The sequence below is a fragment of the Streptomyces sp. NPDC029836 genome, from assembly GCF_055574495.1.
Genome location: NZ_JBVHZI010000001.1, coordinates 816,149 through 841,033, shown reverse-complemented (window position 1 = coordinate 841,033; position 24,885 = coordinate 816,149). Strand labels below are relative to the sequence as shown.

Annotated in this window: 23 protein-coding genes and 1 pseudogene; 16 read left to right on the top strand and 8 right to left on the bottom strand. The window is 70.6% G+C overall.

What is annotated here, in order from left to right; all coding sequences use genetic code 11:
• Positions 1-34: 34 nt before the first annotated feature.
• Positions 35-520, bottom strand: coding sequence for a Crp/Fnr family transcriptional regulator (locus ACZ4XJ_RS03935; RefSeq protein WP_362877101.1), 486 nt, complete (start codon positions 518-520; stop codon positions 35-37).
• A 117-nt stretch (positions 521-637) separates the two neighbouring features.
• Positions 638-3,001, bottom strand: coding sequence for a phosphoketolase family protein (locus ACZ4XJ_RS03930; protein WP_468495206.1), 2,364 nt, complete (start codon positions 2,999-3,001; stop codon positions 638-640).
• Positions 3,002-3,263: 262 nt separating this feature from the next.
• Between ACZ4XJ_RS03930 and ACZ4XJ_RS03925 the strand changes: the two genes are divergently transcribed.
• From ACZ4XJ_RS03925 to ACZ4XJ_RS03905, 5 genes are all read left to right on the top strand, one after another.
• On the top strand, positions 3,264-3,704 hold the full coding sequence (locus tag ACZ4XJ_RS03925; RefSeq protein ID WP_468495205.1) for a DUF1003 domain-containing protein: 441 nt from the start codon (positions 3,264-3,266) through the stop codon (positions 3,702-3,704).
• Positions 3,705-3,920: 216 nt separating this feature from the next.
• Positions 3,921-4,601 carry a helix-turn-helix domain-containing protein gene (locus tag ACZ4XJ_RS03920; RefSeq protein ID WP_362877141.1) on the top strand — a complete coding sequence of 227 codons (681 nt, stop codon included), beginning with the start codon at positions 3,921-3,923 and terminating at the stop codon, positions 4,599-4,601.
• Positions 4,601-5,353 (top strand): HAD-IA family hydrolase, encoded by a 753-nt coding sequence (locus ACZ4XJ_RS03915; protein WP_468495204.1) that lies wholly within the window; start codon positions 4,601-4,603, stop codon positions 5,351-5,353. Before ACZ4XJ_RS03920 ends, ACZ4XJ_RS03915 begins: the two co-directional genes overlap by 1 nt.
• Positions 5,350-7,749: a glycoside hydrolase family 65 protein gene (locus ACZ4XJ_RS03910; protein WP_468495203.1), complete on the top strand. Its 2,400-nt coding sequence runs from the start codon at positions 5,350-5,352 to the stop codon at positions 7,747-7,749. The genes ACZ4XJ_RS03915 and ACZ4XJ_RS03910 overlap by 4 nt, the downstream gene beginning before the upstream one ends.
• A 51-nt stretch (positions 7,750-7,800) precedes the next feature.
• Positions 7,801-7,944, top strand: coding sequence for a hypothetical protein (locus ACZ4XJ_RS03905; protein ID WP_468495202.1), 144 nt, complete (start codon positions 7,801-7,803; stop codon positions 7,942-7,944).
• 22 nt (positions 7,945-7,966) lie between these two features.
• On the opposite strand, the gene ACZ4XJ_RS03900 is transcribed toward ACZ4XJ_RS03905, so the two are convergent.
• The 3 genes from ACZ4XJ_RS03900 to ACZ4XJ_RS03890 form a co-directional block, all read right to left on the bottom strand.
• Positions 7,967-8,188: a universal stress protein gene (locus tag ACZ4XJ_RS03900; protein ID WP_362877142.1), complete on the bottom strand. Its 222-nt coding sequence runs from the start codon at positions 8,186-8,188 to the stop codon at positions 7,967-7,969.
• Between the two features lie 244 nt (positions 8,189-8,432).
• Complete coding sequence (locus ACZ4XJ_RS03895) at positions 8,433-9,305, bottom strand: universal stress protein (protein WP_468495201.1); 873 nt, start codon at positions 9,303-9,305, stop codon at positions 8,433-8,435.
• Positions 9,306-9,343: 38 nt separating this feature from the next.
• Positions 9,344-9,967 carry a CBS domain-containing protein gene (locus ACZ4XJ_RS03890; protein ID WP_468495200.1) on the bottom strand — a complete coding sequence of 208 codons (624 nt, stop codon included), beginning with the start codon at positions 9,965-9,967 and terminating at the stop codon, positions 9,344-9,346.
• Between the two features lie 272 nt (positions 9,968-10,239).
• Here ACZ4XJ_RS03890 and ACZ4XJ_RS03885 point away from each other — a divergent pair, with 272 nt between their 5' ends.
• The 11 genes from ACZ4XJ_RS03885 (at position 10,240) to ACZ4XJ_RS03835 (ending at position 22,053) form a co-directional block, all read left to right on the top strand.
• Positions 10,240-11,142, top strand: a complete 903-nt coding sequence (locus ACZ4XJ_RS03885) for a universal stress protein (protein ID WP_468495199.1) — start codon at positions 10,240-10,242, stop codon at positions 11,140-11,142.
• Positions 11,142-12,008 (top strand): universal stress protein, encoded by an 867-nt coding sequence (locus tag ACZ4XJ_RS03880; protein ID WP_362877110.1) that lies wholly within the window; start codon positions 11,142-11,144, stop codon positions 12,006-12,008. The genes ACZ4XJ_RS03885 and ACZ4XJ_RS03880 overlap by 1 nt, the downstream gene beginning before the upstream one ends.
• Positions 12,008-14,620: a cation-translocating P-type ATPase gene (locus ACZ4XJ_RS03875; protein ID WP_468495198.1), complete on the top strand. Its 2,613-nt coding sequence runs from the start codon at positions 12,008-12,010 to the stop codon at positions 14,618-14,620. Before ACZ4XJ_RS03880 ends, ACZ4XJ_RS03875 begins: the two co-directional genes overlap by 1 nt.
• Before the next feature lie 382 nt (positions 14,621-15,002).
• Positions 15,003-15,362, top strand: a complete 360-nt coding sequence (locus ACZ4XJ_RS03870) for a hypothetical protein (protein ID WP_468495197.1) — start codon at positions 15,003-15,005, stop codon at positions 15,360-15,362.
• A 91-nt stretch (positions 15,363-15,453) separates the two neighbouring features.
• Positions 15,454-17,835, top strand: coding sequence for a molybdopterin-dependent oxidoreductase (locus ACZ4XJ_RS03865; protein WP_468495196.1), 2,382 nt, complete (start codon positions 15,454-15,456; stop codon positions 17,833-17,835).
• 90 nt (positions 17,836-17,925) lie between these two features.
• Positions 17,926-18,477 carry an EF-hand domain-containing protein gene (locus tag ACZ4XJ_RS03860; protein WP_468495195.1) on the top strand — a complete coding sequence of 184 codons (552 nt, stop codon included), beginning with the start codon at positions 17,926-17,928 and terminating at the stop codon, positions 18,475-18,477.
• Positions 18,478-18,609: 132 nt separating this feature from the next.
• A complete protein-coding gene (locus tag ACZ4XJ_RS03855; protein WP_362877113.1) occupies positions 18,610-19,101 on the top strand; it encodes a DUF2243 domain-containing protein in 492 nt (163 codons plus the stop codon).
• A gap of 71 nt (positions 19,102-19,172) precedes the next feature.
• On the top strand, positions 19,173-19,937 hold the full coding sequence (locus tag ACZ4XJ_RS03850; RefSeq protein ID WP_468495447.1) for a cytochrome c oxidase assembly protein: 765 nt from the start codon (positions 19,173-19,175) through the stop codon (positions 19,935-19,937).
• Positions 19,938-20,207: 270 nt separating this feature from the next.
• The gene (locus ACZ4XJ_RS03845; RefSeq protein ID WP_468495194.1) at positions 20,208-20,966 is read left to right on the top strand and encodes a hypothetical protein; all 759 of its coding nucleotides are present in this window, start codon (positions 20,208-20,210) and stop codon (positions 20,964-20,966) included.
• A 2-nt stretch (positions 20,967-20,968) separates the two neighbouring features.
• On the top strand, positions 20,969-21,403 hold the full coding sequence (locus tag ACZ4XJ_RS03840; RefSeq protein WP_362877115.1) for a phage holin family protein: 435 nt from the start codon (positions 20,969-20,971) through the stop codon (positions 21,401-21,403).
• Entirely contained in the window at positions 21,379-22,053 is a 675-nt protein-coding gene (locus ACZ4XJ_RS03835; RefSeq protein ID WP_468495193.1) for a DUF3618 domain-containing protein, read from the top strand. The genes ACZ4XJ_RS03840 and ACZ4XJ_RS03835 overlap by 25 nt, the downstream gene beginning before the upstream one ends.
• A gap of 364 nt (positions 22,054-22,417) precedes the next feature.
• Here the strand turns inward: ACZ4XJ_RS03835 and ACZ4XJ_RS03830 are convergent, their stop codons facing one another.
• From ACZ4XJ_RS03830 to ACZ4XJ_RS03820, 3 genes and pseudogenes are all read right to left on the bottom strand, one after another.
• Positions 22,418-23,026 (bottom strand): hypothetical protein, encoded by a 609-nt coding sequence (locus tag ACZ4XJ_RS03830; protein ID WP_468495192.1) that lies wholly within the window; start codon positions 23,024-23,026, stop codon positions 22,418-22,420.
• A 5-nt stretch (positions 23,027-23,031) separates the two neighbouring features.
• Positions 23,032-23,106 (bottom strand): annotated as a pseudogene (locus tag ACZ4XJ_RS03825) (DUF1360 domain-containing protein); the annotation flags it as partial.
• Between the two features lie 440 nt (positions 23,107-23,546).
• Positions 23,547-24,098, bottom strand: a complete 552-nt coding sequence (locus ACZ4XJ_RS03820; RefSeq protein ID WP_468495191.1) for a cysteine hydrolase family protein — start codon at positions 24,096-24,098, stop codon at positions 23,547-23,549.
• Positions 24,099-24,885 lie beyond the last annotated feature (787 nt).

The following is a 24,885-nucleotide window of genomic DNA, read 5'->3' as shown; positions in this document are numbered from 1 at the left end:
CCCTCGGGTCGGGTTACGTCTGGGGTCGATCATCTCAGATGTGGCTTCCGCTGCCGTGGGGCGCGTAAAGGTCGAGGAGCCGGATGTGGGCGGAGACGAGCCGGTGGGCGAGCACCTGGCCCACCCACTGCCACATCGCGGAGGTGAGCGCGGGGTCGGCGTCCATCAGCTCGCGCACGGCGGCGGCGTCGAACTCGTCGGTGCGCACGGGCGTCATGGCCTCGGCGCCGAAGTGCCAGGTGTAGGGACGGAACAGCCAGGACCAGCCGACGAGCTCGCCGGGGCCGACCGTCTCGACGACCGCGGCCTGCCGGCCGGGGACATGTACGTCCATGCCGACGCTGCCCGACCGGATGACCCAGAAGTGGCTGGTGTGGCCGCCCTGGTTGAACAGGCGCGCGCCGGCGGGGAAGTCCGCCTCGTGGGCGAGGGCCAGCAGGCTGCCCCGCTGCTCCGGGGAGAAGGCGTGGTCGAAGCGGTTGGGGGAGGAGGTGAGCCGGTGCTGGGAAGAGGTGCTCATGGCGGTTCTCCGTTCGGGTCCGCCTTCAGTCTCCGCCGGTGGCGGCCGGCCCGGGAAGGGCCGTTCGGTACCCTCCCGGACCCGGGCGGCCCCCGTGTTCTGCCCCGGAGCGGCCGCTCAGTAAGGCCAGGACCAGTCGGCAACCTCCGGGAGATCGGTTCCGTGGGCTCGGATCCAGTCGTGGTGGCGGGTCCGCTGGTCGGACATGGTCTGGCGCAGTACCCCGGCGCGCCCGGCGAGGCCGGGGACGCGGTCGATGACGTCCATGACGAGCCGGTACCGGTCGAGGTCGTTGCGCACGACCATGTCGAAGGGGGTGGTCGTGGTGCCGGACTCCTTGTATCCGCGCACATGGAGCTGGGCGTGGCCGGTCCGGCGGTAGGCGAGGCGGTGGATGAGCCAGGGATAGCCGTGGTAGGCGAAGATCACGGGCTTGTCGGTGGTGAAGAGGGCGTTGTACTCGGTGTCGGTCATGCCGTGCGGGTGTTCCTCGTGGGGCAGCAGCCGGGCGATGTCGACGACGTTGACGACCCGTACGGCCAGCGAAGGGAGGTGTTCGCGGAGCAGGGCCGTGGCGGCGAGGACCTCCATGGTGGGTACGTCGCCGGCGCAGCCGAGCACGACGTCCGGCTCGCGGGAGCCGTCTTCGGTCCCCGCCCACTCCCAGACGCCGGCGCCGCGCGCCACGTGCGCGCGGGCATCCGCGATGGGCAGCCAGTCGAAGCAGGGCTGCTTGCCCGCGACGATCACGTTGACCTGGTCGCGGCTGCGCAGGGCGTGATCGGCCACCACGAGGAGGGTGTTGGCGTCCGGCGGCAGGTACACGCGTACGACGTCCGGGCTCTTGTTGAGGACGTGGTCGACGAATCCGGGGTCCTGGTGGGAGAAGCCGTTGCTGTCCTGGCGCCAGACGTGCGAGGTGAGCAGGTAGTTGAGGGAGGCGACCGGCGCGCGCCAGGACAGCTCGCGGGCGCTTTTGAGCCACTTGATGTGCTGGCCGACCATGGAGTCGACGATGTGGGCGAAGGCCTCGTAGGTGGAGAAGAGGCCGTGGCGGCCGGTGAGGAGGTAGCCCTCCAGCCAGCCCTGGCACACGTGCTCGGAAAGGATCTCCATGACCCGGCCCTCGTGGGACAGGTTCTGGTCGGTGGGTTCCGTCATGCCCTGCCAGGCCTTGCCCGTCACGTCGTACAGGTCGTCGAGGTGGTTGCTCGCCGTCTCGTCCGGTCCGACGACCCGGAAGTCCCGCCGTCCGGCCGTGTCCCTCATGACCTGGGCGAGGTAGCGGCCCAGGACGCGGGTCGGCTCGTGCAGGGTGCTTCCGGGCTTCTCCACGGGCACGGCCCACGCGTCGAGCCCGGGCAGCGGGAGCGAGCGCAGGAGCCGGCCGCCGTTGGCGTTCGGGCTCGCGCCCAGGCGGCGCTCACCCTCCGGTACGCAGGCCAGTACGGCGGGCACCGGACGGCCCTCGGAGCCGAAGAGCTCCTCCGGGCGGTACGAGCGCATCCAGCTTTCCAGCTGCTTCAGGTGTCCGGGGTTCTCGCGGACCCCGGCGAGCGGCACTTGGTGCGCCCGCCAGGTGCCCTCGACGGGTTGGCCGTCGACGGTCTCGGGGCCGGTCCAGCCCTTGGGGGTCCGCAGGACGATCATCGGCCATCGTGCGCGCTCGGCGCCCGGATCCGTGCCCGCGGCCCGCGCCTCCTGCTGGATGGCGCGAATACGGTCGAGGGCCTGGTCCATGGCTCGGGCCATGGCCGGGTGGACGAGGGCCGGGTCGCTGCCGGAGACGTAGAAGGGCTCGTGTCCGTAGCCGCGCAGCAGTGCGTCGAGCTCCGCCTCGGGGATGCGTGACAACACGGTCGGGTTGGCGATCTTGTATCCGTTGAGGTGCAGGATCGGCAGGACGGCACCGTCGTGGACGGGGTCCAGGAACTTGTTGGAGTGCCAGGAGGCGGCCAGTGGCCCGGTCTCCGCCTCGCCGTCGCCGATGACGCAGGCGACCAGCAGCTCCGGGTGGTCGAAGGCGGCCCCGTACGCGTGGGCCAGCGAGTAGCCGAGCTCGCCGCCCTCATGGATGGAGCCCGGCGTTTCCGGCGCGACGTGACTCGGCACGCCGCCGGGGAAGGAGAACTGGCGGAACAGCCTGCGCATCCCGTCCGCGTCCCGGCCGATGTCCGGGTAGACCTCGCTGTACGTGCCCTCCAGCCAGGAGTTGGCGAGGACGGCCGCCCCGCCGTGGCCGGGTCCCCAGACGCACAGGGCCTCCAGCGAACGCTCCTTGATCACCCGGTTCAGGTGGGTGTGGACGAGGTTCAGGCCGGGTGCGGTGCCCCAGTGGCCGAGCAGTCTGGGCTTGATGTGCTCCGGCCGCAGCGGTTCCGTGAGCAGCGGGTTGTCCAGGAGGTAGATCTGGCCGGCGGCCAGATAGTTCGCGGCGCGCCAGTGCGCGTCCAGCTCCGCGATCCGGTACGTGGTGGTCATCAGTGCTCCTTCGAACCGCGGGCTGCTGCGGCATGCGTCGGACGAGGCGATATCCGAACCGTGCTCCCGCGGGCCGGGGGAGGGAAGGGCAGGTGCGGCCCCTGTAGGGGGCCGGTCGGCCCCTTCTGTGCCGGCGGCCCGGCGTGGAGTGTGGGCAGGCGTACCGGCAGGGCCCGCCGCCCCGGCTGACGGCGGGCCCTGGCGGTACGCCGGGAAACGACGCGGGAGCGTGTCAGGGCGCTCGTCCCGGGGAGGCAGGCAGGTGAAGGGAACAAAGGCCGAGGCCGAGACGGAGACAGGGGCGCGGCATCATCCGGTGGTCGTCGCACACCGCACGAACCGGGCCGCCGATGTCCAGCTGCGCGTCGCCGACGCGATCACGAGGTTCGCCGGTTCCATGCCGTTCGTCTATCTCCACGCGATCGGCTTCGCTCTCTGGATGCTGTTCGTGGAGGCCGATCCCTGGCCGATGCTGACGCTCGTCGTCTCCCTGGAGGCGATCTTCCTGTCGACGTTCGTGATGATCGGCCAGAACCGGCAGGCGGCGTTCCAGCAGGCGAAGGCCGACCACGACTTCGTCGAGCAGGAGCTGGAGCTCAAGACCAATACGGAACTGACGCGCGCCATCCACGCGATGACCACGGAACTCCACCGCCGACTGGTTCCGGAAGCGGACAGCGGTAGTGGATCTCCCGCACAGTGACGTACCGGACCCGCGGGGGCTGATGGCGCCCACACCCCGCGCCAGGACCTCGGGCCGCGGTTCGGGGGAGCGCGTGTGGGCCGAATGGGCCCGACCGGCCCCGGTAGGGGACCGTCCGGCCCTGTGCTTGCACCGGTGCCGGGTACAGCCTGAGGTTAACGCCTGGTGCGTCGCAAAAATTCTGTACCGGCTACCAACTGCAAGGGTGTGACGATCATGGGAGAGGCCACAGCAGGTAGGTCCCCGATCAAGGTTCCGGCTGCCCGCGGCGACCTCGGACGACGCGTGACCGCCCGCCGCGAAGAGCTGGGAATCACGCGCGAAGAACTTGGAGAGCGCTGCGGAGCCGCCACGTCGTACATCGTGTACGTGGAGGAGCGGGCGGCGGCGCCCAGCATGGGCATGCTCGTATGTCTCGCGGACGGGCTGGGGACCACCGTCGCCGAGCTGACCGGGAGAACGACCGACAGTCCCCCCGGCATGGGGACCGCGATGCGTGATTCCGAGCTGACGGTGCTGAGTGAGGCCGAGTGTCTCCGCCTGCTCTCCACCCACGGCATCGGCCGGGTCGGGTTCTCCGGCATGGAAGGACTTGCCGTCTTTCCTGTCAACTATGTCGTTGTGGGAAACGAGATCGCGTTCCGCACGGCGGCCAACTCACGGCTCGCCGAGGCATCCGGGACCGAGGTCGCCTTCGAGGTGGACCACATCGACGACGCGATGCGAGAGGGCTGGAGCGTCATGGCCGTCGGCGAGGTGTCCGGCGTCACGGACGGGGCGCGCGTCAGCCACCTGTATTCGGTCGCGCGCTCCCTGCCCTGGGCCGGCGGCCCCCGCACGCACTGGATGTCCATCACCCCCGACCGGATCAGCGGCCGTCGCGCGCGATCCGCGTGATGGCGCCACGTGCCGTCGTGTTCGACACCGACGGGGTGCTGCTCGACTCGGCACGACTGCACGCCGCGGCCTGGAAGACCGCCTTCGACAGCTGTCTGGACGCCTGGGCCGCGTCCGGCAACGGGAGGCAGCCGCCCTTCGACGCGGACCGTGAGTACCGCCAGTGGGTCGACGGCAAGCCCCGGCTGGACGGGGCGAACTCCTTCCTGACCTCCCGCGGCATCCAATTGCCGACGGGGAGCCCCGACAGCGCACCGGGCGACGACACGGTCCGGGCGGTCGCGGCGCGCAAGGAGGAGGAGTTCGTACGCACGCTGGAGGCCGGGACCGTCGACGCCTTCGCCGACGTCGCTCCGGCGCTTGCCCGGATGCGGGATCAAGGTGTGGCATGTGCCGCCGTATCGGCCTCCCGGCATGCCAGGCCACTTCTCGGATCAGCCTCGCTTCTGGGCTTCTTCGACGCGGTGGTGGACGGCACGGACGCCGCCGAGCTGGGACTGGCGGGCAAGCCGGACCCCGCCCTGTTCCTCGAAGCCGCCGAGCGGCTCGGGGCGGACCCCGCCCGCTGCGCGGTGGTGGAAGACGCCCTCGCGGGTGTCGAAGCAGGTCGGCGTGGTCACTTCGGCCTCGTGATCGGCCTTGACCGGACGATGACCCCCACCACCGCGCGGGCACTGCGAGAACGAGGAGCGGACCTGGTCGCCGCCGAACTCCTCGCCGTCGCCGATACCGTCTGTGGGGCAGGACCGTGACCGCCTCGTGGACGTGGGAGTACGACTGCTACGAGCCCAAGACCGAGCGACTCGTGGAAGCCCTGTGCACCGTAGGCAACGGGAGGTTCGCCACGCGTGGCGCGGCCCCCGAGACCCCGGCGGGCCCCATGCACTATCCCGCCACGTACGCCGCCGGCTGTTACAACCGGCTCACCTCGCACGTGGCCGGACAGCAGGTCGACAACGAGGACATGGTCAACCTGCCCAACTGGACGGCACTGCGGTACCGCTGCGTAGCCGACGACGGGCTCGCGGGCGGCTGGCTGACTCCCGACGACCCGGGGATGCTGCACTACAAGGTGGTGCTCGACCTGCGCCGGGGGACGCTCACCCGGCACATGCTCTTCCAGGACGGCCAGGGCCGCCGCCTCGGCGTCACCCACGTCCGCATCGTGCACATGGGGGACCCGTTCCTGGCCGCCCAACGGACCACGTTCCGTGCGTACGGCTGGAGCGGCCTGGTCGAGGTGGAATCAGGGCTCGACGGAGCGGTGACCAATGCGGGCGTGGATCGCTACAGCGGGCTCGACGGCCACCACCTCACGGATCACCGGACGGGCTTCGCACCGCACGGCGTCGCATGGATCGCCTGCCGCACCACCTCCTCCCACATCGACATCGCCCTCGCCGCCAGGACGGTCACCCGACCCGGCGCACCCGCCGTGACGAGCCCCACCGCGACCGGAACGGTACAGACGTTCCGGCTGCCCGTCGCCCCCCGGCGATCCGCGACGGTGGTGAAGACAGCAGCCCTGTACACCTCCCTCGACCGGCCCGCCGGGGACCTCGTGGAGCGCGCGATCGAACGCGCCTCACAGGCACCTGGATTCCCGGCACTGCTCACGACACAGCACTCGGCCTGGGAACGGCTCTGGGAAGAAGGCGAGATCAGCGTCTCGGGGGAGAAGGGCCGGATCCTGCGGCTCCACCTCTTCCACGTGCTCCAGACGCTCTCCCCGCACACCGCCGAGCTGGACGTGGGCGTCCCCGCCCGAGGGCTGCACGGCGAGGCCTACCGGGGCCACGTCTTCTGGGACGAACTCTTCATCCTGCCCTACATCACCCTGCACTTCCCCGACGTGGCGCGGGCCCTGCTCATGTACCGCCACCGACGGCTGCCGGCCGCCCGCACCGCCGCCCGTCACGCCGGGCGGAGCGGGGCCATGTTCCCCTGGCAGAGCGGAAGCTCCGGCCAGGAGGAGAGCCAGGCCCTGCACCTCAATCCCCGCTCAGGCCGCTGGCTGCCCGACCACTCCCACCTGCAACGCCACGTCGGCTCCGCGATCGCCCTGAACGTCTGCCGGTACGGACGCGCCACCGGGGACACCGGCTTCATGCACGGCCCCGGCGCCGAACTCCTGCTGGAGATCGCCGCGTTCTGGGCCGGAGCCGCCGTCTACGACACCGGACGAAAGCGGTACCGCATCCGCGGTGTGCTCGGCCCGGACGAGTACCACGACGCCTATCCGGATGCCACGGCTCCCGGAATCGACGACAACGCCTACACCAACGTGATGGCCGCATGGGTCATCCAGCAGGCGCTCGAACTGCTCGACGAGCTGCCCCCCGCGCGCCGGACGGAGCTGACAGGCAACCTCGCCCTGGACCGCGCCGCGCTGGAGCACTGGGACGAGGTGTCCCGCCGTCTGTACGTCCCGTTCCACCGTGGCGTCATCAGCCAGTTCGAGGGATACGGAGAGCTGGCCGAGCTGGACTGGGCGGCCTACCGCGCCCGCTACCGCGACGTGCGCCGGCTCGACCGGATCCTCGAATCCGAAGGCGACACGGTCAACCGCTACCAGGCATCGAAACAGGCCGACGTGATCATGCTCGGCTACCTCTTCCGGCCCGCCGAGCTGTACGGCCTCTTCGACCGGCTCGGCTACCGGCTCGACGACGCGACATGGCGGGCCACCGTCGCGTACTACCTGCCGCGCACCAGCCACGGATCCACGCTCAGCAGCCTCGTGCACGGCTGGGTACTGGCCCGTCTGGAGGAGCCCGATGCCTGGAAGCACTGCGAAGAGGCGCTCCTCGGCGACGTCACCGACATTCAGGGCGGAACCACCGGCGAAGGCATCCACCTGGGCGCCATGGCCGGCACCCTCGACCTCGCGGAACGCGGCGTCACAGGCCTGGAGACCGGCCCCGCCGGCCTGTACGTCGAACCCGTCCCCCTGGGGCAGATCGAGCCCGTCTCCTTCACGCTCTGCCACCGCGGACACCGCGGCGTCCGCATCCGGCTGCTCCCCGGAAGGCTCGGCATCACCGTCCCCGAATCCCTCGAAGGTCCCGTGAACCTCGTGCTGCCCGGGGAACAGGCCGTCGTGGCGGCGGCCGGGGACGAGCACTGGTTCCGTCTCCCGTCGGACTGACCCCCGCACCACGGAAGCCCCCGGGGCGGGCCGACCCGAGAGGGCCGAACAGTGGCCCTCGTCTACGTCCCGGCCCTGCAGGGCCTCTTCGGAACCGCCGCCCTGCCCCTCATCGTGGTCTTCCCCGTCCTGGTCCGGGGCACCGACGAACTGCGGCGCCGGAGGCGGTGTACCCGTAAGCCCGCGCACGCCTGACGACCAGGGACGGCCGGCGCGCTCACTCGTGGGCGATGACGGCGACGGGCGAGGCGGAGTGGTGCAGGACCGCGTGCGCGATCGCGCCGATGTGGGTGCCGTAGGCGGACCGTCGGATGCGCCTGCCGACGACGACGAGCGCGGCCCCTTGGGAGGCGTCCACGAGCTGGATCGCGGACTGGCCGATGCGGACCTCGGGGGTGACCGCCACCGAGGGGTACTTCTCGCACCAGGGGCGGATCATCTCGTCCACCGGCCACCGCTTCCGAGAGGGGCCCAGGGGCCCGTTGTGGAGCCGACCGGCCCTTACGGGGTGACGTCCGGGGGGACGGCGAGCAGCCACCAAAAACCGGCGGGAGGGGCGGGGCTCCAGCTCCGCTGTCACCTTGGTGCTCACGCGCTTCACAGGCCCTCCTCCGAAAGCGGGCATGCATGTCCTCGGCGGGGCCACCGGGGACGGTGAGGCACCGGTCGGTTCTGGTGGATGGTCAGTCGTGGGCGAGTACGGCCACCGGCGCGGCCGTGTGGTGGAGGACGGCGTGGGCGATCGGGCCGAGGTGTGTGCCCATGGGCGAGCGGCGGATGCGGCGTCCGATGACGACGAGGTCCGCGCCCGTGGTGGCCTGGACGAGCTCCCGTCCCGCCCATCCGATGAACGTCTTCTCCTCGAGTCGCACGTCCGGGAACTTCAGCCGCCACGGCATGAGCATGTCGTCGAGCATCTGGGTGACGGTGCGGTCGACCTCGCGGGCGACCGAGGGATTGAGGACGGGTGAGTAGCCGGACGCGGGAGGGAGCTTCCAGCCGTGCACCGCCCGCAACGCGCAGTCGCGGCGCGAGGCTTCCTCGAAGGCGAAGGCCAGGACCCTGTCGCAGGCGTGGTGGATGTCGACACCCACGACGATGTCGCCGTAGGGGGTGCGGGCCGCGTTCTCCCGGCCGTCCTCCGCCGCTCGTACGAGGACGACGGGCGTGTCGGTGGCGGTGAGGGTGGACAGGCTCACGGAGCCGACGACGAAGCCCACCACACTGCCCAGCCCGCGGGAGCCGAGCACCAGGAGGCCGGCGCTCTCGGCCTCCGCCGCCAGGGCCGTGGAAGGCCTTCCCGAGAGGCGACGCGTGGAGATCTCCAGACGGGGATACGCCCGCTTCAGCTCGTCGGTGGCGGAGCCCAGGACCTCATCGGCCCAGCGGTCGCGCGTCCCGGGATCCAGCTCGGGTACCAGCGCGGCGGGGGACCAGTCCTCGGCGTGGACGATCCGCAGGGGTGCCTGGCGGAGCGTGGCCTCACGGGCTGCCCAGCGGGCTGCGGCGAGGCTTTCGGGGGAGCCGTCGACTCCGACGCTTACGTGGTGGTTCATGAGGGTGGCCTCCTCAGGCTGGGCGGAGCACTTCGCTGTCACCAGGTGATGGGGTGCGCTCCGCGCTCCGGTGGGATCAGTCGGGAGTCGTCCGTGCGCGCTGTGAGCTCGTCCACGACGGCGACGACGCCGTCCAGTCGTGCGGTGAGTCGCAGGGCGAGGGGGATCTGGCTCTGCCGTTCCAGCCGGCCTGTGAGGGTCACGACGCCGTCCAGGACGTGCACGTCCACCGCCCCGGTGCCCGCTCCGATGGTGTCGGAGAGCACGTCCTCGCTCACGTGCCGCCGGATCTCGGCGTCGGGGCGAAGGAAGACGCGCAGGAGGTCCCGCCGGGTGACGATGCCGATGAGGCGTTCTTCCTCGTCGGTGACCGGAAGGCGTTCCACGCCCCGTCGTGTCATCAGTTGTCCGGCCCGGGTGACGCTTTCCCGTGTGCGGACCGTGACAGCGGGAGCCGACATGATCTCCGCGGCCGTACGGGCCGTGCGGGCGAGCAGGTCGCTCTCGGATACGACGCCGACCACCCGGTCGTCCTCGTCCACGACGGGCACTCCGGTGATGTCGTAGGCGGCGAGGAGCTTGACGATCTCCCGGAACGTCGTCGAGCGATCCACCGAGATGACGGCGGCCGTCATCACCTCGCCGACCTGGGTGTGCTTCACGAGCGGACCTCCTGTACGTCGTCGTGCGGGGGCGCAGAGGGCTGGTGTGCATCACCCGTACCAGCCACCATCCGCCCGGCCGACGCCCCTATCGAGGGCCGAACGGTCCTGTACGGGGGCCGACCGGGTGCGTCTACGTGGGCTTGCGTCGGCTCTGGGAGCGAGGGAGGGACCGGTCGGCCCTCGTCCTGGCCTCTACGGCCCTCGCCGTCCACACGTCCGCGATGCCAGCGTGGGAGGAGAAGCACGATCGCCCTCGATCAGGAGAATCCATGGAAGGCACCACCGCCGGTCCGGAACTCGGGACGGTCATCGTCGGCGTCGACGGGTCGGACCCCGCACGCGGGGCAGCCCTGTGGGCCGCGGCGGAAGCGGCACGGCGGGGGAAGGCCCTGCACATCGTCCACGCCGCCGACACGGACAGCAGAGCCGTCTACGCCTCGGTGGAAACCATCGAACGGGTCCGCGCAGCGGGCCGCGAACTCCTCGATGACACCGCCGCGGCCGTTGCGGATCTCCATCCCGGTCTGCACGTCACCACGGAATTCAGCCGCAGCCCGGCCGTACCCAGCCTCCGCCGGGCCGCCGGCGTCCACGGCACTGTCGTCGTCGGCAACCGCGGGCTCGGCGGGTTCACTTCGCTGATGCTCGGCTCCGTCGGGCTCAAGGCCGCCGCCAGTGCCACCACCCCGTTCGCCGTGGTGCGGGGTACGGACCCGGGAGTCGAGAGGGGCAGCGTGCTGGCCGGTGTTCGGGACGAACACGACCTCGACTGCGTCCGGTACGCCGCGTGCGAGGCAGAGCTGCGCAAGGCGTCGCTGCGGCTGCTGCACGTATGGAACCTGCTGGAGTCCGTGGGCGACGTCGTGAGCATGCTCGACGATGTCGAGGAGATCAGCGACCGGCCTGCCCACCGCCTGTCGGTCATGGCCGAACTGATCCGCGAGGAGTTCCCGGATCTGACCGTGTACGCCGACCTGGAGAAGAGCTTCTCGGTGGCCGGTGTACTGGCCGAGGCCTCGCGGGGCGAGGACCTGCTGGTCGTCGGCGGGAGGCGCTCGCCGGGCTACATCGGCCGCACGCTGGGGCACGTGACCCACAGCCTTCTGCACCACGCGTCGTGTCCCGTGCTGCTCATCCCGCGGCAGGGCAATGACCAGGGGAGTGAGTCGTGATGACGCATATGACAGGCCGTGAGATCGTCGTCGGCATCGACCCGGTCAGGGACTGGCACATGGCCCTGGCCTGGGCCACCGACGAGGCGCACCGCCGGTCGCTCGGACTGGCTCTGGCACTGGCGGTGTCGCCGCAACACGACACGCAGCACGTCGACGGGACCGCGAATCGCATCGACTTGCGCCGGTCCGGATCGGAGACCCTCGAAGCGGCTGCCGCATGGGCGCGCGCGCGGCACCCGGATCTTGAACTGTCCACCCACCTGCTCGACGGGTTCCCGGCGCCCGCCCTCGGTCAGCTGTCCCGAAAGGCCCCCATGGTGGTGCTCGGGTCACGACACCTCAGCCGCACCGAGGAATTCCTCAGTGCCGGTTCCCTGGTGGTGCCCGTGGTCGCGCAGGCGCACTGCCCGGTGGTCGTGGTCGGCGACGCCGAACATGCCGGCCAGCAGCCGCCGTACATGGTGGTCGCGGTCGACGGCAGCGAGTCGTCGAGGGCGGCGCTGGCCGTCGCATTCGAGGAAGCGAGCATACGAGGGTGCGCCCTGCGGGCGATCTCGGTGTGGCACCAGCCCCTCCTCTCGTTCCAGGACAAGAACGCGGGTCTCCAGGCGCAGCGCCGCATGCTGTCCGAGACCGTCGCCGGCCGGCCGGGGAAGTACCCGGACGTCACCCTCACCCATGAAGTGCTGGCAGGTCACCCGGTCGAGGAACTCGCGAAGGCGGCCGAACACGCCCTGGCGCTGGTTTTGGGCCGACGGGGAAACGGGGGCTACACGGGCATGCGGCTCGGTTCCGTCGTCCACGGACTGCTGCACCGGGCCCACTGCCCGGTCATCACGGTCCCCGTCCCGCGGGGGACCTGATGTCCGCGCCCGCGGCCGGCCAGGCACCCGCCACCTCGCAGAAGTCCACCGGACTCACCGAACGGGAGGCCGCGCGCCTCCTCGCCGAGCACGGCCGCAACGAAGTCGCCGCCCAGTCGGCGACCCCCCTGTACGTCCGGGTTCTGGCGCAGCTCAAAGACCCTCTGATCATGGTCCTGATCGGGGCGGTCCTGCTCACGATCGCCATCGGCGACCACGCCGACTCCATCGTCATCGGCCTGGTGATCCTCTTCAACACCACCGTCGGCGTGACCCAGGAGATCCGCGCGGACAACGCGGTGGCAGCCCTCTCGGCCATGTCGGCTCCGGGAGCACGGGTACTGCGAGAAGGCACGCCACGCGCAGTCCCGGCCACCGACGTCGTACCCGGTGACGTGCTGCTGCTGGGCGAAGGTGACATCGTCGCCGCCGACGCCGAGCTGACCGAGGCATCGGCCCTCCTCGTCGACGAGTCCATGCTCACCGGGGAGTCCGTCGCCGTGGACAAGGATCCCGGTACGACCTTGAGCGCCGGAACGGTCGTCGTACGGGGGAGAGGCGTGGCCACGGTGGCGGCGACCGGCGCGGCCGGCGCACTCGGCCGCATCGCCGCCCTCCTGGACGGAGCACGGGAGCCGACACCACTGCAACACCGCCTCGCCTCCCTCGGACGGATCCTGGCCGCCACCACCCTCGGACTCTGCCTGGTCGTCTTCGTACTCGGCCTCCTGCAAGGCCTGCCCGTCGGGATCATGGCAGTGACCGCCATCAGCCTCGCGGTCGCCGCGGTACCGGAATCCCTGCCCGCCGTCGTCACCCTCGCCCTCGCCCTCGGCGCCCGCCGCATGGCCGGCCGCCACGCGCTCGTCCGCCGCCTTCCCGCCGTGGAGACGCTCGGTTCCGTATCGGTCCTCGCCACGGACAAGACCGGCACCCTCACCGAAGGCCGGATGGTGGCCCAGCACGTCTGGACACCCCACTCCACAGCCGACCTCTTCGGCGTCGGCTACGAACCGGAGGGTGACGTCCTGATCGCCGGCCGACCCCCGACGCCGGCCGAATGGGAGCCGCTACGCGAACTGCTGACCGCGGCGGCGCTCTGCAACGACGCCTCGATCCGGCCGCCGACGGGCCCCGCCCCGCCCGACGACCGCTGGACCGCACTGGGTGACCCCACCGAAGCGGCCCTCCTGACGGCCGCGGCCAAAGCGGGCTGCGCCGATCAAGCCACCCTCCTCGAAAGCCACCCGCGCGCCGACGAAGCGCCCTTCGACAGCCTGCGCAAACGCATGACCACCCTGCACACCACGCCCGAGGACCGGGTGCTCGTCTGCCTGAAAGGCGCACCCGAGGCGATCCTGGACCCCGCCGTCCTCGCCGACGACACCGACCTGCTGCACAGGGCGGACCAGCAGGCCGCGCTGCTGGCCGCACGCGGCTTCCGCGTCCTCGCCGTCGCCTCCGGGACGCGGGACGCCCTGCCGGACGACGCCGCCGACGCCGAGTCCGGCCTCCACCTGCTCGGCCTGGTCGCCATTGATGATCCGCCCAAACCGGAGGCCGCAGCCACCATCGCCGCCTGCCGGGCCGCGGGCATCACCCCCATCCTCATCACCGGCGACCACCCCGCCACCGCGCGCGCCGTGGCCACCCAGGTAGGACTGCTCGCTGCCGGCGCCTCGTCCAAGGACGTGGTCACCGGCGCGGACATCGCCGCCGACCAGGTCGACGACCTCACCGCCGTGAGGGTGTTCGCCCGCACGAATCCCCAGCAGAAGCTGGACATCGTGGAAGCCTGGCGCTCCCGCGGGGCCGTCACCGCGATGACCGGCGACGGCGTGAACGACGGCCCCGCGCTGCGCCAGGCCGACATCGGCGTCGCCATGGGCGCGCGTGGCACGGAGGTCGCCCGGCAGGCCGCCGACCTCGTACTCACGGACGACGAACTGTCGACCGTGGTCAAAGCCGTCGAGGAGGGACGGCGCGTCTACGACAACATCCGCCGCTTTCTCATCTACGGCCTCGCCGGCGGAACAGCCGAGATCCTCGTCATGCTCGCCGGCCCCCTCATCGGGCTCCCCCTGCCGCTGCGGGCCGGACAGATCCTCTGGATCAACCTCCTCACCCACGGCCTCACCGGCGTCGCCATGGGCGCCGAACCCGTCTCACCGGGCGCCATGAACAGGCCTCCCCGCCCCACCGGACAGCACATCCTCGGCGCCCGCGCCTGGCAGCGACTCCTCCTGCTCGCCACCGTCGTCACCGCCTCCTGCCTCGCGGCAGCCCTCACCGCACGCGCCTGGGACCTGCCTTGGCAGAGCGTGCTCTTCCTCGCCCTGCTCGCCGCCCAGCTCGGAGTCGTCCTGGGCCTTCGAGCCCGCCTCCTGACGAGAGGGAATCTGTTCCTCCCCGTGGCGGTCCTCTCCTCCGCACTCCTCGCGGCGGCCGCACTCTACGTACCAGCACTCCGATCGATCCTGGAAACCGAGCCGCTCGACTGGACCGGCATCGGCCTGGCGACAGCCACGGCCCTGATCAGTTTCGCCGCGGCCCGCGTCGTGCGGTCCGCGTTCCACACACGGCCGCGAACGAAGCCGATCTCCCAAGGCTGAAGCGAAACGGCCTCGGTTGAGGGCTGCCGACTTCCGGGCATGCGGGTGGCCGGCCACATCGTCGACGCAGCACGGCGCGCTGAACACCGTGCCGCTGGTCCAGCCCCGGTGGATCCGTACGCATGCGTCGTACCTGCTTGGTGCGGTTCTCCGGCGGGGCCATGACGGTGCGATTCCGGGGCCCCAGTGGCCCGGCGTGCAGGGCCGTTCGGCCCTTCGGCTGTCGGTACACCGACGAGCACCCTGTCGGTGGAGGCAAGCGGATGCGGTGCCCACCCGGGCACCCGAGGCGTTTGCTTCGAGGAGAGAGGATGACCGCGCGTCCTGGCCTGCGGGGTCCTCGCCCACTGCACCTGGCCAACCTTCGTCCCTGGGACCTGCCATGCGAGCGCAACCTGCCGTCAACCGCGCCCTCCTGGCCTTGATCGGGGCGATCCTGCTCGGCACCGGATCTCTGGCCCTGGCGGGCGGACTTGACCTGTACCGCCGCTGGGACCTGCCTCAGCCACCCCGGTGGATTCCCACCAGCCCGCGTGAGGCCGCCCTGCGCTCCACAGCCCGCGACGGCATCACCACATGGCCGTGGGCCCGGCCGGTGACCGTGACCGTGACCGTACTGACCCTGCTCGTCCTGTTCGGGCTGGCCTTGCTCCTGCGGGCCTATCGGCTTCGACGACCTACCGCGGGCGGGCGCCGCCCGCCGGCGTGGACGCGAAGCGTGCCCGGGGCGCCGCTGACCTAGGGCCTTCCCGCGTCCCGGGACCCGGACCTCAGCGACCAGGCGGCGGCCGCGCCGGCCGGCGGGGTTGCGCAGGCGGTGACAGGGGAAGTCTTTGTCCCGCGGACCGTCGGTCGACATCCGTTGTCCGAGAGCAGCGGAAACTTCGTATGTGGAGTTGATGCACGTGGAACGACGTCTGCCGGTCGCGACGCACTGGGGCAGTTTCATCGCGGTGGTCGATTCCGGCCGGCTGGTACGCATTGAGTCCCGGGCTGATGACCCGGCGCCGTCGCCCATCGGCCCTGGAATGGTGATGGCCGCCGACGACCACGCCCGTGTGCTGCGCCCGGCGGTGCGCAAGGGATGGCTGAAGGGCCTGCCGCGCATCCAGGACACGGCCAGAGGTGCGGACGCGTTCGTGGAGGTGAGCTGGGACGACGCGCTCACGATGGTGAGCGATGAACTGTCCCGGGTTCGTTCACAGCACGGAGACAGCGCGGTCTTCGGCGGATCCTACGGCTGGGCGAGCGCGGGCGGCTTCCACAACGCACAAGGTCAGTTGCAACGGTTCCTGGCGTTGGGCGGGGGATACACCGACTCCCGCAACACCTACAGCACCGCGGCGTTGGAGGTCATTCTCCCCCACGTGATCGGCGGGCACCCGTGGAGCTACCAGTCCCGGATGCCGATGTGGGACGAGATCGCCGAGAACTGCGAGCTGGTGGTGGCGTTCGGCGGGCTGGCTCTCAAGAACAGCCAGATCAACCCCGGCGGGCTGGCCAGACATCAGACGCGGAACCTGCAGCGCCGGTGCCGCGAGGCGGGGGTGCGGTTCGTCAACGTCAGTCCCTTACGCAGTGACGTCGCCGGCTTCCTCGACGCACAATGGCTGCCCGTCGTCCCCAACACCGACACCGCCGCGATGCTCGGCATCGCCCACACGATGCTGGTCAACGGGTGGCACGACGAGGATTTCCTCCGCCGGTGCTGCGTCGGCTTCGACCGCTTCGCCTCCTACCTTCGCGGTGAGCTCGACGGCATCCCCAAGGACGCCGCCTGGGCAGCGGAGATCACGGGCATCAGCCGCGACACGCTCGTTGATCTGGCCCACCGCCTCACAACCCAGCGCTCCCTCATCATGGTCAACTACGCGGTGCAACGGGCGGACCACGGCGAACAGCCCATCTGGATGTCCGTCGTGCTGGCCGCCATGGCCGGCTCGATGGGCCGGCCCGGCTGCGGCTGGGGCGCGGGTTACGCGACCATGGACGCGACCGGCGTCGCCCCCGGCCGCCCTTCCGTGGCGTCCGTACCCAAAGTCTCCAACCCCGTGGCGGACTTCATCCCGGTGGCAAGGATCGCCGACACCCTGCTGCACCCGGGCAGGACCATCGACTACGACGGCCAACGCCTCACGTTGCCCGAGCTCCGCCTGATCTACTGGTGCGGAGGCAACCCGTTCCACCACCACCAGGACCTGCATCGATTGACCCGCGCCTGGCAGACCCCTGACACGGTGGTGGTCCACGAAGCCTGGTGGAACGCCACGGCCAAGTTCGCCGACATCGTCCTGCCCGTCGCCACCACCCTGGAACGCGACGACTTCGCCGCCGGCTTCTCCGACCCACACCTCGTCGCGATGCCGAAGGTCCGCGAGCCGGAAGGCGAGTCGCGCACCGACCACCAGATCTTCGCCGCCCTGGCCTCCCGGCTCGGATACGAGCAGGAGTTCACCCAGTCGCGTTCCGAGTTCGAATGGGTCCGGCACCTCTACGAGCAGACGAGGGCTGAGCTCGGCACCAATGCGGCCTTGCCGGCTTTCGACGACTTCTGGCGGAACTCCACCGCCGAGCTGCCGGCGCTGACCGGACCGTTCCCCGGCAGCTTCGAAGCGTTGCGCGCAGATCCGCGGCGTTCCCCGCTGCCCACGCCCTCGGGCCGGATCGAGATCTTCTCCGAGGAGATCGACTCGTTCGGTTACGACGATTGCGCCGGGCATCCGACGTGGTACGAACCGGTGGAATGGCTCCATTCCGACCTGTCGGCCCGGTTCCCGCTGCACCTGATCTCGAACCAGCCCGCCTCACGCCTGCACAGCCAGTACGACAACGGCGGCCACAGCCTCAGTTCGAAGATCCGCGACCGGGAACCCGTCACACTCAACCCCTCGGACGCCGCTTCGCGCGGCATCGAGAACGGCATGATCGTACGCGTCCACAACGATCGGGGCAGCTGTCTGGCGGGCGCGGTCCTGTCGGACGACGTCATGCCGGGCGTCGTACAGCTCTCCACGGGAGCGTGGTGGGATCCGGTCCGGCCGGGCCTGAGCGGAACACTGGACCGCCACGGCAACCCGAACGTCCTCACAGCGGATCGACCGTGCTCGCGCCTGTCCCAGGGGCCGAGTGCACTCAGTGCGCTGGTCGATGTCGAACGTTACGACGATCCCCTTCCTGACGTGCGGGCGTTCTCCCCACCCGAGCTCGAACAGTGACACTAAGGGCTCTCCCCGCCCAAGCCCGCCGAGGGGCCCATCACGAGCCCGTTTGTGTTTTGAGTGACCGACTGAATACCGTACGTGGTCGTGACTGCACTTCAAGACCTCAAGTACGGCCAGTGGTTCAAGGGCGCCGACGTCGATGGCGACGGGTTCATCACCCGTCAGGACGTTCGCATGATGAGCGAGCGCTACATCGGCGCCCGCAGCGCCGTACCGGACCCGGCCACCGCGCGCCGACTCACCGACGGAATGGACGGGTTCTGGGCCAACGTCATCGCCCCCATGGATCAGGACGGTGACGGGAAGGTCGATCTGCGCGAGATGACCGAAGGATTCAAGCAGGTCCTGACCGACCCCGCCCTGTACCCGGAACAGATCGCGCCGGTGACCAACTGCTTCTTCGACCTCGTCGACCTGAACGCCGACGGCAAGATCGACCGAGCCGAGTTCCAGCAGATGTTCGACGCAGTCGCCGGTGTCCCCAGCGAGGACTGCGCGACGGTCTTCGCCGCTCTGGACCGTGACGGCTCCGGTGCACTCGACCGCGCGGAGTTCCACCAGGCGCTCACCGAGTTCTTCTACGGCAACGACCCCGACGCTCCCGCCAATCACCTGTTCGGCAGGGTCGCCGGCTGACAGCCCTCCCCGTTGGGCGGCAACCCCGGTGGTGCTTCGGGGTGTCGCTCGCCAGGGTTGGGGCGGTCCAACGCCGGTAACTTCTCGAGGATCTGGTCATTCGCGATCCCACTACGGCGGAAGGTGAAGTCCATGGGTGCACCGGCCCACAGTTCCACGACGCCCGGCCCGCCGTGTGAGCGGGGGAGATCGCTTCTGGTGTGCGGCCTCATCGGGATGGGGGTCATGGCCGCCATCGATGAGATCGTCTTCCACCAGATTCTGGGCTGGCATCACTTCTATGACCGTTCCACCCTCGGCGTGGGCCTCATGTCCGACGGTCTGCTGCACACGGCCGAGCTGCTGGCTCTGGTCTCCGGGTTCTTTCTGTACGCAGATCTCCGACGGCGCCGAGCCCTGGCTCCGGGCCATGCCCGGGCCGGGTTCTTCCTCGGGCTGGGCATCTTCCAGCTGTTCGACGGGATCGTGGACCACAAACTCCTGCGCCTTCACCAGATCCGCTACGGCGTGGACGTCACCCCCTACGACTGGGCCTGGAACACCGTCGCCCTGGTCCTGCTGCTGATCGGCACGGCGTTGGCCGTCCGGGCAGGACGCGACCCCGAAGCAGAGCCGGCGCCGTGATCCTCCCGCATGTCCGTTCCGACCCGACGGCGGTTTCCGGCGCGGTCGTAGTGGGTGCGGGCGTGGCCGTAATGCTGGTTTGCGCGGTCTACATGCCGGCCGCGTGCCGTTTGCGGCGGCGCGGCGACGCCTGGCACCGTCGGAGAGACGCTTCGTTCGCCGCAGGCAGCGCCGGGGTGGCCTGGGCCGCCACAGGGGGACTGCCCGGCGGGCCGTTCACCGCCCACATGACGCAGCACCTGATCGTCGGGATGGTGGCACCGCTTCTGCTCGTGCTCGGCCGCCCCCTCACCCTGGCCCTCCGCGTCCTGGCTCCCGGCACACCGCGCCGCGCACTGCTGGCCCTCGTCCGCTCCCGCCTCATCGGTTGGCTGCTCTTTCCCCCGCTGGCAGCCCTCCTGAATGCCGCGGGGCTTTGGGTGCTGTACCGCACCCAGCTCTTCGCGGGCATGAGCCACGAGCCCTGGCTGCACGCCCTCGTCCACGCGCACGTCCTTGCCGTCGGCCTGCTGTTCGCCTTCGCTGTCTGCCAACTCGAACCCGTTGCCCGCCGCTGGAGCATCGGCGTGCGAGGGGCGAGCCTGCTGGCCGCGGGCGCCGCGCACGCCGTGCTGGCCAAGACGCTGTACGCGACGCCACCCCCAGGCACTGCCTTCGCCGCTGCCGACGTGCACGCCGGAGCACAGCTCATGTACTACGGCGGGGACCTGGTCGAGGCCGCCCTGGCCACCGTCGTGGCCGTGTCCTGGTACAGGGCCACTGGCCGGGCCGAGGCACACCGGCGCCGCCGGACGGCGGATCGCGGGCCGCTCCCCGTTGCATCGAACGGACTGTGAAATTCCGGGCGCATGGTGACTGCCCCTTGCGATCCCGTCCGGCCCGTGCCGGCGGTCGGAGGAGGGGTGTACGACCGGGCCCTCGGTTCGTCCCACCGTTTCTACCGATGGGCCAAGGCGGCCCTTCCCGCCATGGGCCTCGGGGCTCCGCGTCTGCCTCCACGCGTTGCGACAAACACATCGGAAGTCCCGCATCGGAGGGTGAGGCGGTGAAAGGAGGGCAGGCGGCGGTGCGAGACGCATCACCGCCATTCATCAGGAGGAGGAGCCTTGAGTGACTTCCAGGATGCGCGCCGTCAGGATGAGAGCAGGACGACGGCCGCAGCACACACGGTGCAGGAAAAGGCCGGCGAAAGCGTTTCGCTGGTCGGTGACAAGGCCGCCGAGGTAGGCGGTACGGCAAAGGAACAGGCTGCCAACGTGGTCGGTGAGGCCACCGCGCAGGCACGCGATCTCGTCGGCGAGCTGCGGACCCAGCTGACCGGCCAGGCCGAGACCCAGACGCAGCGCCTCGCGGAAAACGTACGCCGCCTCTCGCAGGAGCTCCGTGAACTGGGCGAGAACGGCAAACCCGACTCCACCATGGCGGACGTGGCCCGTCAGCTGGCTGACGGTGGACACAAGGTCGCCTCGCACATGGACACGCGGGGTCCGGACGGCCTGGTCAGCGATCTGCAGAACTTCGCCCGCCGCCGCCCCGGTGTCTTCCTCGCCGGAGCGGCGCTGGCCGGCTTCGTCGTAGCCCGAGCCGGAAAGAGCGTCAGCGCCGCAGCCTCCGCGGAGACCGCCGGCACCACTGCGGCCGGCAGCGGCAGCGCTGCAGGGGCCGACCGGCCGACCGCCGGGACGGGCACCCCCGCACCGGTCCAGCGTCCGGTCCCTGACCGCAGCGGCATACCAGCCGGGTACGAGGACCCCCTCGACACCCACGGCCCGTCGCAGCCGCCGCACATCGCTCCGGCGCCCCCGGCCTATCCGCAGGCCGGCCCGCCCGCCACCGGCTCCCCGCAGCCCGGGAAAGGGATCTGAGCATGGTTCATTCCTCCCATGACCGACCGGCGGCGCCCGCGCCGCCCCCGCCGACGGAGGCCGAACCTTCGCTGGGCGACCTGATCGGCGAGATCGGCCAGGACGTGTCCCAGCTGGTTCGTACCGAGATCGAGCTGGCGAAGGCGGAGCTCAAGCAGGAGTCCGCCAAGGCGGGCAAGGCCGTCGGGATGCTGGGCGGAGCCGGCTACGCCGGACACGCGGTGCTGCTCTTCGCGAGCCTGACCGTCGTCTTCGCCCTCGCCAACGTGATGGACCCCGCCTGGGCTGCTCTGATCGTCACGGCCCTGTGGGCCGTGGTGGGAGGCGTCCTCTACTCCACGGGCCGCAAGCGCCTGCGGAGCGTCAACCTCAAGCCCGAACAGACCGTGGAAACCTTGAAGGAGGATGCCCGATGGGCGCGACACCCGACGAGCTGAGGACCGACGTCGAGTACCGGCGTGCGCACCTCGCGCGCAACGTCGATCTCCTGGCCGACAGGATGACCCCGAGCAGGATCGCCCAGCGCAAGGTCGACTCGATGCGCGACCGGGTGACCGGAGTGAAGGAGCGCGTCATGGGCACTGCACAGGACACCGCGCGGGGGACTTCCGGCAGCCTGCACCAGGTTGCCGACAGCATCACCGAAACCACCCGGGAAGCGGGCAGTGGCGCTCAGGACGCCATCCAGCAGGCTCCCGCCCGGATCAAGCGGCAGACCCAGGGCAGCCCGCTGGCAGCCGGCCTGATGGCGTTCGGCGCCGGCATGCTCGCCGCCGCCCTGCTGCCGACGACCGAGGCCGAGGAGCACGCGGGGCAGCGCCTGCGAGAACACTCCGACGAACTGCTGGAGCCCGTCAAGCAGACTGCCCTTGGCGCCGCCCACGAGGTCCGCGACGAGTTGAAGGAGCCGGTGGCCCAGGCCGTCGAATCGGTCAAGGGTACGGCTCAGGACGCCGTGTCGACGAGCACCGACCACGCACAGCAAGCGGGCCGGGAAACGGCCGACGGTCTGCGCCAGGCCGGACAGGACACGGCCGCCGAAGTACGCAGCGACCCCCGGACACAGAGTCCGCCCGGGCAGGGCTGATCACGCGACCGGCACGAGGCCGGGGCGCAGGCCGCGCCGCAGGGGGTTCCCACCCCGGCGCCCGCCTCGCCCCGGCCTCTTCGTCGAGACGAGGCCGGATCTCGGGGCCCGGTCCCGCGCTCCCGCCGGGTCTGGCCGCAAAGGCGGGGTTCGGCAGACGAGGCCGAGGAACACGAAGGACTCATCCTGATCCGCGCCCAGCAGCCCTGATGGACTCACTGCACGAAGCCAGACCGTAAACCCTGCCTCACGTCGGGGCGCCGCCGCCTGGTCCGACCGAGCGCTGTCGTTCCGGCCGCGGCCGGGCCTCACGAGGGCGGCCGGGCCCCACGGGGGGACCCGGCCGCCGACGGAGGCGAGGGGGTCACACAGCGGCGGGGAAGCGTTCCCAGACGCGGTGGGCTGCGAGCAGTTCCGTAAGCCGGCGCATTCCTTGGGCTCCGTCGGTCACGACGACGCCCGGTTCACCGACCAGGATTCCGGCGGCCTCGAAGAGGGTCCCCGCGTCGCCCAGGCCGACGAGTGCCTTGCCGTGCCGGTAGGCCTCGGTGAGGAGAGCGAGGACCCGAGGATCGCTGACGGGGGGCTGGGGAGCTCCGGCTTTGGCGTCGCGGGCTCCGTAGGCGTCGGCACCGGCTCCTGGCACACCGGCGAAGACCAGGGCGTCGAATTCGACGGAGCGGGCGGTGGCGAAGGTGCGCTGCACGGTCACCGGATCATCGCCGACGCCGAGTACCCCGCTGGCGGGGGCGATGACCAACGGCACCATTCCGGAGTCGAGGACCGCTTGCCGCGCGGCGCGTACGTCGCCCATGTCGGTGTCCTGGCCTGCGACGATGCCGACGACGCGGCCGTCCAGCGGCCAGGTGTCGCCGACCTGCGACAGGCGGGGGCTGGGGGCGACGTCGGCGAGGGGTTCGAGAGGGTTGGAACGGTCAGGACGAACGTCACCGTTCGGGTGGCCCCGGGCCATGCGGTGCGGGCTCCGGTGAAGGTGGTCACGGTCCATACGCCCAGGCGGAACGGGCGGCTGATCAGCTCGCCCGCTGTCATACGGCCCGGCCCTTCGCGCAGGGTCTCGTTGAGTTTCCCCCGGCGCACCGGGCCCCGTCCACGTGGGTGAACGGGGCGCGCAGGGCCGCGTCACCGGGGCCTTGCTGACCAGCCGGGGCTGACCGTAGATGCTCGTGTGCAGGCGGTGACTTTTCCCGTCGTAGGGCCGGGTGACCCCCTGACCCCTGCCGCGACCCGGCCCGCTTCAGGCACGATCACGCGCAAGCCGACAGGGGAGAGTTCCCACCCGGTGCTGGGACCGGCGGTTCCCGCGCCGACCAGTACCACGTCGGCTCGCACCGGGAAGTCGGTTCAGGCTCCGCGACTGCCCGCAGAGCCATCGGGTGATGCGTCACACCCGGCTCCCGCCGGACCACTGACGGCGGGGCTGCACGCGAACGCGTCCCGGCGCCCTGGGCCCGCCGCGCCTGGCCTGCCGGTCACGCTTTCGTGTTGTCGAAGGCGAGTTCGTCGGGCTGGAAGAGGGTGGTGGACATGTTGGTTTCCATCATGCGCAGTGCGGCATCCGCCAGCTCCGGATCGATGTGCGCGACGGTCTGGGGGGCGATGCTGACGTCGAAGTGGCGGATGTGCGCGTCGAGGGCGGAGTAGAGGATGCACTGCTCGGTGACCTGCCCGCACAGCACCAGGTGCTGGACGCCCAGCTGCCCCAGCAGGTAGTTGAGCGGGGTTTCGTAGAAGATCGAGTGCCGGGCCTTGACGACGAAGAGGGAGTCCTCGTCCGGCACGATGGATTCGACGAGTTCGGGGTGGCGGCCGGCCAGTGCGGCCTCGACGAGTTCGCCGTGGTGGGAACGCCACTGGCCGAAGTTGTCGTTTACGTAGATCACCGGCACCGAGGCGTCCCGGGCCCGCTTGATCAGCTGCTCGACCGCCGGCAGGGTGCCGCGGACCGAGCGGACGAGTGCGTCGGCGTCCTCGTGTTCGTACGTATTCAGCATGTCGATCACGACGAGTGCCGTGTCCTTCATGACCTCACCGCCTTCGATGGCCGGCCGCCGCACTCCCGAGGGCTACGCGAAAAGGCGCGTCCAGCGCACTGTCAGGTCGCTGGAGAGAGCCTGACCCTGCCGCGGGTGGGCAGCGCACCCATACTCATGCTGGTCATCTTCTCCGCGGCGTCCAGGACGCTGTCCTGGGCGCCGACGCAGGTGGCATCGGAGTCACGATCTCGCGCGCTGTAGGCATGATCGACAGTCCTTCCATATGTGCGAACTGTGCCCTTCGCCTGCCCCGAAGAACTGCGTGGCATGCGGCTACTCCACAGTTGCGAAGTCGTGTCGCCTGACGATGCCGGAACGGCGGCCCGGCACCGTGGGCCGTACTCGGCGTACGGTGAAGGTACGGCCCGCGCGCCGCGCGCGAAGCGCGGCTTTGGGTCCGGCATCTGCCGGGTGATCGCGGCGGGCGACGTCGACGTCGCAACGGCCCCCGCCGTCCGCCAAGCGGTGCGCGCGTCGTGAACAGGCATGGGCACGGCATCGAGGCGCACTGCGGCGCGGGCCGCTCCCGATCGACCGGACCGCCGGGTGATGCCGGTCGTGTCCCGCCGACGATCAAGCTGTTGTGACCCTCCGCCAAGCTATTGTGACCCTCCGCCCAGGCGACCTCCGGCGACGTCCCGCCTGACCGATGTCGACGGGCAGGAGTTCATCTCTCCTCCGGCGTCCTGTGGCCTGCTGGAGGACGCCGGGTTCGATCTTGCCCTCCAGGGTGTTCCCCGGCCTGGGTGACGAGTCGTTTCGGGCGATCACCTGA

Bases quoted from the DNA above. Each gene is read 5' to 3' on its own strand.
- ACZ4XJ_RS03935 (WP_362877101.1), bottom strand. From the start codon at position 520: ATGAGCACCTCTTCCCAGCACCGGCTCACCTCCTCCCCCAACCGCTTC.
- ACZ4XJ_RS03930 (WP_468495206.1), bottom strand. From the start codon at position 3,001: ATGACCACCACGTACCGGATCGCGGAGCTGGACGCGCACTGGCGCGCC.
- ACZ4XJ_RS03920 (WP_362877141.1), top strand. From the start codon at position 3,921: ATGGGAGAGGCCACAGCAGGTAGGTCCCCGATCAAGGTTCCGGCTGCC.
- ACZ4XJ_RS03915 (WP_468495204.1), top strand. From the start codon at position 4,601: ATGGCGCCACGTGCCGTCGTGTTCGACACCGACGGGGTGCTGCTCGAC.
- ACZ4XJ_RS03900 (WP_362877142.1), bottom strand. From the start codon at position 8,188: ATGATCCGCCCCTGGTGCGAGAAGTACCCCTCGGTGGCGGTCACCCCC.
- ACZ4XJ_RS03895 (WP_468495201.1), bottom strand. From the start codon at position 9,305: ATGAACCACCACGTAAGCGTCGGAGTCGACGGCTCCCCCGAAAGCCTC.
- ACZ4XJ_RS03885 (WP_468495199.1), top strand. From the start codon at position 10,240: ATGGAAGGCACCACCGCCGGTCCGGAACTCGGGACGGTCATCGTCGGC.
- ACZ4XJ_RS03880 (WP_362877110.1), top strand. From the start codon at position 11,142: ATGACGCATATGACAGGCCGTGAGATCGTCGTCGGCATCGACCCGGTC.
- ACZ4XJ_RS03875 (WP_468495198.1), top strand. From the start codon at position 12,008: ATGTCCGCGCCCGCGGCCGGCCAGGCACCCGCCACCTCGCAGAAGTCC.
- ACZ4XJ_RS03870 (WP_468495197.1), top strand. From the start codon at position 15,003: ATGCGAGCGCAACCTGCCGTCAACCGCGCCCTCCTGGCCTTGATCGGG.
- ACZ4XJ_RS03855 (WP_362877113.1), top strand. From the start codon at position 18,610: ATGGGTGCACCGGCCCACAGTTCCACGACGCCCGGCCCGCCGTGTGAG.
- ACZ4XJ_RS03850 (WP_468495447.1), top strand. From the start codon at position 19,173: ATGCTGGTTTGCGCGGTCTACATGCCGGCCGCGTGCCGTTTGCGGCGG.
- ACZ4XJ_RS03840 (WP_362877115.1), top strand. From the start codon at position 20,969: ATGGTTCATTCCTCCCATGACCGACCGGCGGCGCCCGCGCCGCCCCCG.
- ACZ4XJ_RS03835 (WP_468495193.1), top strand. From the start codon at position 21,379: ATGGGCGCGACACCCGACGAGCTGAGGACCGACGTCGAGTACCGGCGT.
- ACZ4XJ_RS03830 (WP_468495192.1), bottom strand. From the start codon at position 23,026: ATGGCCCGGGGCCACCCGAACGGTGACGTTCGTCCTGACCGTTCCAAC.
- ACZ4XJ_RS03820 (WP_468495191.1), bottom strand. From the start codon at position 24,098: ATGAAGGACACGGCACTCGTCGTGATCGACATGCTGAATACGTACGAA.